Below are 5,474 nucleotides of genomic sequence, written 5' to 3'. Positions count from 1 at the left end.
GATGAAATATTATCATTGATTGATTGGTAGAAATTACTCGAAGTTTATTTGAGAATTTTTTGTCAGTAATTGATGAGCCAGATTTAGCACTTTGAATAAAGTGCAAATGATTTTAACTGAAGAGTTTGATCATGGCTCAGATTGAACGCTGGCGGCAGGCTTAACACATGCAAGTCGAGCGGGGAAAGGTAGCTTGCTACTGGACCTAGCGGCGGACGGGTGAGTAATACTTAGGAATCTGCCTATTAGTGGGGGACAACGTTCCGAAAGGAGCGCTAATACCGCATACGCCCTACGGGGGAAAGCAGGGGATCTTCGGACCTTGCGCTAATAGATGAGCCTAAGTCGGATTAGCTAGTTGGTAGGGTAAAGGCCTACCAAGGCGACGATCTGTAGCGGGTCTGAGAGGATGATCCGCCACACTGGGACTGAGACACGGCCCAGACTCCTACGGGAGGCAGCAGTGGGGAATATTGGACAATGGGGGGAACCCTGATCCAGCCATGCCGCGTGTGTGAAGAAGGCCTTTTGGTTGTAAAGCACTTTAAGCGAGGAGGAGGAGCCCTAAGTTAATACCTTAGGAGCTCGGACGTTACTCGCAGAATAAGCACCGGCTAACTCTGTGCCAGCAGCCGCGGTAATACAGAGGGTGCGAGCGTTAATCGGATTTACTGGGCGTAAAGCGTGCGTAGGCGGCCACTTAAGTCGGATGTGAAATCCCCGAGCTCAACTTGGGAATTGCATTCGATACTGGGTGGCTAGAGTATGGGAGAGGAAGGTAGAATTCCAGGTGTAGCGGTGAAATGCGTAGAGATCTGGAGGAATACCGATGGCGAAGGCAGCCTTCTGGCCTAATACTGACGCTGAGGTACGAAAGCATGGGGAGCAAACAGGATTAGATACCCTGGTAGTCCATGCCGTAAACGATGTCTACTAGCCGTTGGGGCCTTTGAGGCTTTAGTGGCGCAGCTAACGCGATAAGTAGACCGCCTGGGGAGTACGGTCGCAAGACTAAAACTCAAATGAATTGACGGGGGCCCGCACAAGCGGTGGAGCATGTGGTTTAATTCGATGCAACGCGAAGAACCTTACCTGGCCTTGACATACTAGAAACTTTCCAGAGATGGATTGGTGCCTTCGGGAATCTAGATACAGGTGCTGCATGGCTGTCGTCAGCTCGTGTCGTGAGATGTTGGGTTAAGTCCCGCAACGAGCGCAACCCTTTTCCTTATTTGCCAGCACTTCGGGTGGGAACTTTAAGGATACTGCCAGTGACAAACTGGAGGAAGGCGGGGACGACGTCAAGTCATCATGGCCCTTACGGCCAGGGCTACACACGTGCTACAATGGTCGGTACAAAGGGTTGCTACCTAGCGATAGGATGCTAATCTCAAAAAGCCGATCGTAGTCCGGATTGGAGTCTGCAACTCGACTCCATGAAGTCGGAATCGCTAGTAATCGCGGATCAGAATGCCGCGGTGAATACGTTCCCGGGCCTTGTACACACCGCCCGTCACACCATGGGAGTTTGTTGCACCAGAAGTGGGTAGGATAACCGTAAGGAGTCCGCTCACCACGGTGTGGCCAATGACTGGGGTGAAGTCGTAACAAGGTAGCCGTAGGGGAACCTGCGGCTGGATCACCTCCTTAACGAAAATCGACCGGCTGGTAAGAATCCACAACAAGTTGTTCTTCACGTATCTAAATGGGTCTGTAGCTCAGTTGGTTAGAGCACACGCTTGATAAGCGTGGGGTCACAAGTTCAAGTCTCGTCAGACCCACCAACCTTTTAGAGTGTTACAAGGCTTAGATACGAATCACAAATGATCAAGCTGGGGACTTAGCTTAGTTGGTAGAGCGCCTGCTTTGCACGCAGGAGGTCAGGAGTTCGACTCTCCTAGTCTCCACCACTCATCTTAAGATGAGTTAAGCTATAGATTATAGAGCTTAATAAGAAGATTGTTCTTGTTATTAATCTCTGTGATTTATCACAGTTTATCTTGACCTGACGAAGGCAAGATTAATCATTAACAGATTAGTAAATTTGAGTCTGAAATAATTGTTTGACTCATACAATGAATAGAGATTATCAGTACATTGTTACTTGATAGTTAAAATGAATTGCATGAGAACTAGCGAAATTAACTGAATCAAGCGTTTTGGTATATGAATTCAATTGAAGCTGTACAGTGTTTAAGTACACAGAACTTCAAACTGTAAAGTTGATAGTGCTCCTTGTAGGTGCTAGCGACTGTTTGGGGTTGTATAGTCAAGTAATTAAGTGCATGTGGTGGATGCCTTGGCAGTCAGAGGCGATGAAAGACGTAATAGCCTGCGATAAGCTTCGGGGAGGCGGCAAATATCCTATGATCCGGAGATTTCTGAATGGGGAAACCCACCTGTTATAAGACAGGTATCGTATGATGAATACATAGTCATACGAGGCGAACGAGGGGAAGTGAAACATCTCAGTACCCTTAGGAAAAGAAATCAATTGAGATTCCCTCAGTAGCGGCGAGCGAACGGGGATCAGCCCATTAAGTTATGTGTGTTTTAGTGGAATGCTCTGGGAAGTGCAACCATAGTGGGTGATAGTCCTGTACACGAAAGGGCACACATAATGATGACGAGTAGGGCGAGGCACGTGAAACCTTGTCTGAATATGGGGGGACCATCCTCCAAGGCTAAATACTCCTGACTGACCGATAGTGAACCAGTACCGTGAGGGAAAGGCGAAAAGAACCCCTGTGAGGGGAGTGAAATAGATCCTGAAACCGCATGCATACAAGCAGTGGGAGCCACTTCGTGTGGTGACTGCGTACCTTTTGTATAATGGGTCAGCGACTTATATTCAGTGGCGAGGTTAACCGAATAGGGGAGCCGTAGAGAAATCGAGTCTTAATAGGGCGTCTAGTCGCTGGGTATAGACCCGAAACCGGGTGATCTATCCATGAGCAGGTTGAAGGTTGGGTAACACTAACTGGAGGACCGAACCCACCGTCGTTGAAAAGCCGGGGGATGACTTGTGGATAGGGGTGAAAGGCTAATCAAACTCGGTGATAGCTGGTTCTCCCCGAAAGCTATTTAGGTAGCGCCTCGGACGAATACCATTGGGGGTAGAGCACTGTTTCGGCTAGGGGGTCATCCCGACTTACCAAACCGATGCAAACTCCGAATACCAATGAGTACTATCCGGGAGACAGACTGCGGGTGCTAACGTCCGTAGTCAAGAGGAAAACAATCCAGACCGCCAGCTAAGGCCCCAAAATCATAGTTAAGTGGGAAACGATGTGGGAAGGCATAGACAGCTAGGAGGTTGGCTTAGAAGCAGCCACCCTTTAAAGAAAGCGTAATAGCTCACTAGTCGAGTCGGCCTGCGCGGAAGATGTAACGGGGCTAAAACTATGTGCCGAAGCTGCGGATGTATACATTGTATACGTGGTAGGGGAGCGTTCTGTAAGCCGATGAAGGTGGATTGAGAAGTCTGCTGGAGGTATCAGAAGTGCGAATGCTGACGTGAGTAACGACAAAACGGGTGAAAAACCCGTTCGCTGAAAGACCAAGGGTTCCAGTCCAACGTTAATCGGGGCTGGGTGAGTCGACCCCTAAGGCGAGGCCGAAAGGCGTAGTCGATGGGAAATTGGTTAATATTCCAATACTTCTGTGTAATGCGATGAGAGGACGGAGAAGGTTAAGTCAGCCTGGCGTTGGTTGTCCAGGTGAAAGACAGTAGGCATGCATCTTAGGCAAATCCGGGGTGCTCTATGCTGAGAGTCGATAGCAAGCTAGTTTACTAGCGAAGTGGCTGATACCCTGCTTCCAGGAAAAGTCTCTAAGCTTCAGTTACACAGGAATCGTACCCGAAACCGACACAGGTGGTCAGGTCGAGTAGACCAAAGCGCTTGAGAGAACTCTGCTGAAGGAACTAGGCAAAATGGTACCGTAACTTCGGGAGAAGGTACGCTGCTGACGGTGATTCCCCTCGCGGGATGAGCGGTTGGCAGCCTCAGAAACCAGGCCGCTGCAACTGTTTATTAAAAACATAGCACTCTGCAAACACGAAAGTGGACGTATAGGGTGTGATGCCTGCCCGGTGCTGGAAGGTTAATTGATGGGGTTAGCGTAAGCGAAGCTCTTGATCGAAGCCCCAGTAAACGGCGGCCGTAACTATAACGGTCCTAAGGTAGCGAAATTCCTTGTCGGGTAAGTTCCGACCTGCACGAATGGCATAATGATGGCGGCGCTGTCTCCAGCAGAGGCTCAGTGAAATCGAATTCGCCGTGAAGATGCGGTGTACCCGCGGCTAGACGGAAAGACCCCGTGAACCTTTACTGCAGCTTGACATTGAACTTTGATCTTACTTGTGTAGGATAGGTGGGAGGCTTTGAAGTAGTGACGCCAGTTACTATGGAGCCATCCTTGAAATACCACCCTGGTAATATTGAGGTTCTAACTCCGTCCCGTTATCCGGGACGAGGACCATGTCTGGTGGGTAGTTTGACTGGGGCGGTCTCCTCCTAAAGAGTAACGGAGGAGTACGAAGGTGCGCTCAGCGTGGTCGGAAATCACGCGTAGAGTATAAAGGCAAAAGCGCGCTTAACTGCGAGACCAACAAGTCGAGCAGGTACGAAAGTAGGTCTTAGTGATCCGGTGGTTCTGTATGGAAGGGCCATCGCTCAACGGATAAAAGGTACTCTGGGGATAACAGGCTGATACCGCCCAAGAGTTCATATCGACGGCGGTGTTTGGCACCTCGATGTCGGCTCATCTCATCCTGGGGCTGAAGCAGGTCCCAAGGGTATGGCTGTTCGCCATTTAAAGAGGTACGCGAGCTGGGTTTAGAACGTCGTGAGACAGTTCGGTCCCTATCTACCGTGGGCGCTGGAAATTTGAGAGGATCTGCTCCTAGTACGAGAGGACCAGAGTGGACGAACCTCTGGTGTACCGGTTGTGACGCCAGTCGCATCGCCGGGTAGCTATGTTCGGAAGGGATAACCGCTGAAAGCATCTAAGCGGGAAGCCTACCTCAAGATTAGATTTCCCTAGGAATTTATTTCCTCTAAAGATCCGTTCGAGACTAGGACGTTGATAGGTTGGATGTGGAAGCATAGTGATATGTGTAGCTGACCAATACTAATTGATCGTGAGGCTTGACTATACAACACCCAAACAGTTGGTGTGCGTCAATCAAATTCATAAACATACTTGATTTAGTTAACGCTAGACAATATCATACGACTCAAATTACGCTAATCCGTTAATTACTCATTTGATTAAAGTTAGGCACAAAGAGCATTTGCTCTGAGGTTAGACCAAACGAGTAGTCATAAACAGTTGTGCTGGCGACAATAGCAAGAGTGAACCACCTGATCCCTTCCCGAACTCAGAAGTGAAACCTCTTCGCGCTGATGGTAGTGTGGGGTTACCCATGTGAGAGTAAGTCATCGCCAGCTCATTATTCTAAAATCCCCCAG

At 49.2% G+C, this 5,474-nt stretch carries 2 tRNA genes and 3 rRNA genes; all 5 read left to right on the top strand.

From position 1 onward, the window contains the following. Positions 1–113: 113 nt before the first annotated feature. Positions 114–1,650, top strand: a 16S ribosomal RNA gene (locus RFH42_RS16745). A 57-nt stretch (positions 1,651–1,707) separates the two neighbouring features. After that, positions 1,708–1,784 (top strand) — tRNA-Ile (locus RFH42_RS16740). A gap of 50 nt (positions 1,785–1,834) precedes the next feature. Then, positions 1,835–1,910: transfer RNA gene (locus RFH42_RS16735), tRNA-Ala, on the top strand. A 357-nt stretch (positions 1,911–2,267) separates the two neighbouring features. Then, positions 2,268–5,158 (top strand): 23S ribosomal RNA (locus RFH42_RS16730). A gap of 180 nt (positions 5,159–5,338) precedes the next feature. Beyond that, positions 5,339–5,453 (top strand): 5S ribosomal RNA (rrf, locus tag RFH42_RS16725). Together the 16S, 23S and 5S rRNA genes with 2 tRNA genes alongside form the textbook arrangement of a ribosomal RNA operon. The last annotated feature ends 21 nt before the right edge of the window (positions 5,454–5,474 follow it).

The organism is Acinetobacter rudis, assembly GCF_031157835.1.
GTDB classification, from domain to species: domain Bacteria; phylum Pseudomonadota; class Gammaproteobacteria; order Pseudomonadales; family Moraxellaceae; genus Acinetobacter; species Acinetobacter rudis_A.
Note: the sequence above shows the minus strand (reverse complement) of the source record. Positions and strands in the feature narration are given on the sequence as shown.